General features: G+C 74.1%; 5 protein-coding genes. 2 read left to right on the top strand and 3 right to left on the bottom strand.

The annotated features are described in order from the left end of the window. Positions 1–173: 173 nt before the first annotated feature. Positions 174–962, top strand: coding sequence for a zinc transporter ZupT (gene zupT / locus NR073_RS10925; RefSeq protein ID WP_078025863.1), 789 nt, complete (start codon positions 174–176; stop codon positions 960–962). Positions 963–977: 15 nt separating this feature from the next. On the opposite strand, the gene NR073_RS10920 is transcribed toward zupT, so the two are convergent. Both NR073_RS10920 and tpx read right to left on the bottom strand, forming a co-directional pair. Next, on the bottom strand, positions 978–2,159 hold the full coding sequence (locus tag NR073_RS10920) for a S1C family serine protease (protein ID WP_060973541.1): 1,182 nt from the start codon (positions 2,157–2,159) through the stop codon (positions 978–980). 2 nt (positions 2,160–2,161) lie between these two features. Further along, a complete protein-coding gene (gene tpx, locus NR073_RS10915) occupies positions 2,162–2,662 on the bottom strand; it encodes a thiol peroxidase (RefSeq protein ID WP_049147477.1) in 501 nt (166 codons plus the stop codon). 81 nt (positions 2,663–2,743) lie between these two features. Here tpx and NR073_RS10910 point away from each other — a divergent pair, with 81 nt between their 5' ends. Continuing rightward, positions 2,744–3,646: a patatin family protein gene (locus tag NR073_RS10910; protein ID WP_095353682.1), complete on the top strand. Its 903-nt coding sequence runs from the start codon at positions 2,744–2,746 to the stop codon at positions 3,644–3,646. 24 nt (positions 3,647–3,670) lie between these two features. Here NR073_RS10910 and NR073_RS10905 read toward each other — a convergent pair whose 3' ends face one another. After that, positions 3,671–4,210, bottom strand: a complete 540-nt coding sequence (locus NR073_RS10905; protein ID WP_101962725.1) for a PACE efflux transporter — start codon at positions 4,208–4,210, stop codon at positions 3,671–3,673. Positions 4,211–4,385 lie beyond the last annotated feature (175 nt).

Here is a 4,385-nt window from a genome sequence, read left to right as displayed (position 1 = left end):
TCATGATTCTTACCGTTCCTCTCGGTACGGCTTACACAGACCATCTGACACGCCCTCCTGCGGGAGAGGCCCACTCGTCTCATCTCAGCCGGCGCCTCGTGGCAAGAACCTCATGACCCACAACACCTAGGATGGTCGCACCCCGCCCGCCGCCCGTCAGGAGGCCCTCCCCCGTGGACCCGTTCTGGACCGCGCTCGCTCTCACGACGTTCGCCGGGCTGGCCACGGTGCTGGGCGGCGTCCTGGCGATCGTCGGTCGCGAGCCCTCGGGCCGCGGGCTGGGGGCCGCCCTCGGCCTCGCCGCGGGCGTCATGCTCGCGGTCTCCTTCCTGGAGATGCTGCCGGCCGCCGTCGAGGGGCTGGGCGGGGCGGTCGGCCCCGCGGCGACCGCCGTCGCGGTGGCCGCCCTGATCCTCGGCGCAGGCTCCTACGTGCTGCTCGAGCGCGCCGTCCCCGACCCCGTCTCGGAGATGCCGGGCGACGTCGACGACCCGGCCGGCCTGGACCGGCGGCGGATGCTGCGCCTGGGCACGGTGACGGCCCTGGCGATCGGCCTGCACAATCTGCCGGAGGGCTTCGTCACCTTCGCCGGCACCCTGCAGGATCCGTCGGTGGGCCTCGCGCTGGCCGTCGCGATGGCCGTGCACAACGTTCCCGAGGGCGTGGCCGTGGCCGTGCCCGTGCGGCAGGCCACCGGATCGCGGCGCAAGGCCTTCGCGTGGGCCGCGTTCACGGGGATCGCGGAGCCGCTGGGCGCGCTGATCGGCTGGCTGCTGCTGGCCCCGTTCCTCACACCCGCGCTCCTGGCCGCCGTCTTCGCGGCCGTGGCGGGCGTGATGGTGACCGTGAGCCTCGACGCGCTGCTGCCCGCCGCCCGGGCGGCCGGGGGCCGCGCCGCGGCGCTGGGCGGCGTGCTGCTGGGCGTGGCCGCGATGGCCCTCTCACTGGACCTGCTCTCCTGAGCGCCGGGGGGCCGGTCAGTTCACGAGGGCCGGCTGCAGGACCGCCTCGGCCTCGCGCACCTCGCCGTCGGCGGTGCGCCACTGGACGGTGATCCGGTCCCCCACGTTGTGGTCGTTGACCAGGCGGGACATCCGGGAGGCGTCGTCGCCGACGGTCCGCCCCTCGATCTCGAGGATGACATCGCCCTCGACCAGGCCGATCTGCTCGGCGGCGGAGCCCGCGTCCACCTGCATGACCACGACGCCGACGTCGGGATCCGCGCCGACCATGATGCCCAGGGCGCCGTCCGCACCGATGCTCACGGTGTCCGTCTCCTCGCCCGAGAGGACCTGGTCCGCCACGTCGAAGGCCACCTCCAGCGGGATCGCGAAGCCGTCCACCTCGTCTGCGGTGGTCCCGTCGCTGGCCGCCACGGTCACGCCGACCACCTGGCCGGCGTCGTCCACCACCGGGCCGCCGGAGTAGCCGGGCACGACGTCCGCGTCCGTCTGGATCAGGCCGGACAGGCGCGCGTACTGATCGGTGCCCTCGGCCGCGGCCATGATCGAGCGGTCCGTGCCGAGCACGGTGCCGCGCACGGCCGTCAGATAACCCTGGCCTCCGCCGTTGCCGACGGCGGCCACCTGGTCCCCGCGCCGCACCGGGTCCAGCGAGACGCTGGCCACCGGCAGGTCTGAGACGCCCTCGACGTCGAGCACCGCGATGTCGTGCTCGGCATCGCGCCCGAGCACCGTGGCCGTGTGCCGCGCGCCGGTGTCCGCGACCACCACGTGCACCTCCGAGGAGTCCTCGACCACGTGGTAGTTGGTCACCGCCAGCCCGTCCGGGGAGAGCACCATGCCCGTCCCCGTGCCGGTGCGGGCGCCGAGGGCGGTCTCCACGAGGAGGATGCCCGGGGCGTCCGCGACCGGCTGGCCCGGGTCCAGGGACGATCCGTCGTGGGCCGATGCGGACCAGTCCACCGCCACACCGTCGTGGATGTGGGTCAGGCCCGCCGCGAGCTCGCCCGCCTCCCGGGCGGGGGCCTCGGCGGCGGGCACGGTCGGGGCGGAGTCCGCGGCGACGTCGACCATCCGGCCGGCGAGGAGGGCGGTGAGGCCCCCGGCCAGGACCAGCGCGCCGAGCACGCCGAACAGCGCGATGACGAACGCCAGGGGCGAGCGTCGTGCGCGCGGCGGCCAGCCCGGCGGCGTCACGCTCAGCCCCGGGCGGCCGCCAGGGCGGCCTCGTAGTCCGGCTCCTCGGAGATCTCGGGGACGAGCTGGGCATGACGGACCACGCCGTCGGCATCGACCACGACGACGGCGCGGGCCAGCAGGCCCTCGAGCGGACCGTCGGTCATGCGCACGCCGTAGTCGTCGCCGAACGACGAGCGGAACACAGAGCCGCTGCGGACGTGGTCGATGCCCTCGACCGAGCAGAAGCGCGCGGCGGCGAACGGCAGGTCCGCGGACACGGCCACGACGGTGGTGTCCCCGAGGTCCGCGACGCGGGAGTCGAACTCGCGGACGGAGGCGGCGCACACGCCGGTGTCCAGGGACGGGAAGATGTTCAGGATCACGCGACGGCCGCGCAGCTCCCGCAGGGTCACCGGGGACAGGTCCGCCCCGGTGAGGGTGAAGTCGGGGGCGGGGGCACCCACCTGGGGCAGCCCACCGACGGTGTGGACGGGGGTGCTCTTCATGTGGGTCGTCGCCATGGGGACAGCCTAGGATGGGCGCGGCCGGACGGGAGCGCCCCGCGCCCTGCTCGGCGGACGGCGAACACGGAGGGACCGACCATGACCGAGCCCATGACGTCCAACGTCACCGACACGGCGCTGCTGTTCGAGGGCGGGGGGATGCGCGCCGCGCTCACCTCGGCCGTGGTGGCGGAGCTGCTGCGCGAGCGGATCCACGTGGACTTCGTGGCCGGCATCTCGGCGGGCTCGTCCAACGCCGTGAACTACCTGTCCCGCGACCCGGCCCGTGCGCGGCGCTCGTTCGTGGACTTCGCCGACGATCCTCGGTTCGGCAACTGGCTGAGCTTCCTGCGCGGCAAGGGCCTGTTCAACGCCGAGTACATCTACGAGCACGCCGGCCTGCCCGAGGCGGACCTGCCCTACGACTTCGCCACGTTCCGCGCGAACCCCGCCCGGCTCGTGCTGGGCGGGTTCGACGCCGCGAGCGGCGAGACGCGCTGGTGGGACCGCTCCGACATGACCACCCTGACCGACCTGATGGTCCGCGTCCGCGCGTCGTCCACGATGCCGGTCCTCATGCCCCCCGTGCACGCCGAGGGCACCGTGTTCGTGGACGGCGCCCTCGGCGTGGACGGCGGGATCCCGCTGACCGCGGCGGAGGACGCGGGGTTCGAGAAGGTCCTCGTGGTCCTGACCCGGGAGCGCGGGTACGTGAAACGGCCCGAACGGTTCCCCTCGTTCTACCAGCGCACCTTCCGGCGCTACCCCGCCGTCGCGGACGCCCTGCTCACGCGCTGGCGCCGGTACAACGCGACCCGCGAGCGCCTGTTCGAGATGGAGCGGCAGGGACGGGCCTATCTGTTCGCGCCCGAGACCATGCCCATCGCCAACGGCGAGCGGTCCGTGGCCAAGCTGGCCGCCGCCCACGAGCTCGGCCTGGACCAGGTGCGCCGCGAGATGCCGGCGATCCGCGCGTTCCTGGGGCTGCCGGCGTCCCGCTGAGCCGCGCCTGATCCGATCGGCGGGTCAGGCCTCGGCGCGGGCGGCCGAGTCCGGCAGGCCGAACACCGAGTCGAACGCGTAGGCGTACACCGCGGCGTAGACGAGGAAGAACACGAGCAGGCCGGCCTCGATGAGGAACGCCTCCCCCAGCCCGATGCCGAGGATCAGGGCCACCGCGGGCACGAGGAACACGATCAGCCCGCCCTCGAAGCCGACGGCGTGGGCCACGCGCACCCACCAGGGCCGGCCCGTGATGCCGAGGCGGCGTTCGAGGGTCTCGAACACCGAGTTGAACACGATGTTCCACAGCAGGGCCACGGTCGAGGACACCACCGCCACGGCGAGCGAGGGCCCGCCGCCGTTGCCGAGCGCCGCCAGGATCACGGTGGTGAAGAGGATGGCGAGCAGCTCGAAGACCACCGCGTAGACCACGCGGCGCAGCAGGGGCGTCCGGAACACGCGGCGGCGCACGAGCGCGTCCCGGCCTCCCGGGCCACGCGGCACGTCGGAGGGCGGCGTCGACACGGGGTCGACGCCCGGGCGGGCGTGGTGGGTCTCGGACACGGCGCCCAGCCTAGGGCCGGGGCCGCGGGCCGCCGAATCCGGCGGGACCGGCCGCCCGCCGTCGTCGCTCCTCGATGAGGGGCGGGCGCGCCTTCACCGCGCCCCGGCCGCCTGCCTAGATGTAGGAGGGCATGACGTTGTTGACTCGGGTCGGTGCCAGTGAGGCCGGAGGAGC

Origin of the sequence: Micrococcus sp. Mcc28 (genome assembly GCF_024519775.1) — a bacterium.
Classification (GTDB): Bacteria; Actinomycetota; Actinomycetes; order Actinomycetales; family Micrococcaceae; genus Micrococcus; species Micrococcus luteus.
Note: the sequence above shows the minus strand (reverse complement) of the source record. Positions and strands in the feature narration are given on the sequence as shown.

Bases quoted from the DNA above. Each gene is read 5' to 3' on its own strand.
- tpx (WP_049147477.1), bottom strand. From the start codon at position 2,662: ATGGCGACGACCCACATGAAGAGCACCCCCGTCCACACCGTCGGTGGG.
- NR073_RS10910 (WP_095353682.1), top strand. From the start codon at position 2,744: ATGACCGAGCCCATGACGTCCAACGTCACCGACACGGCGCTGCTGTTC.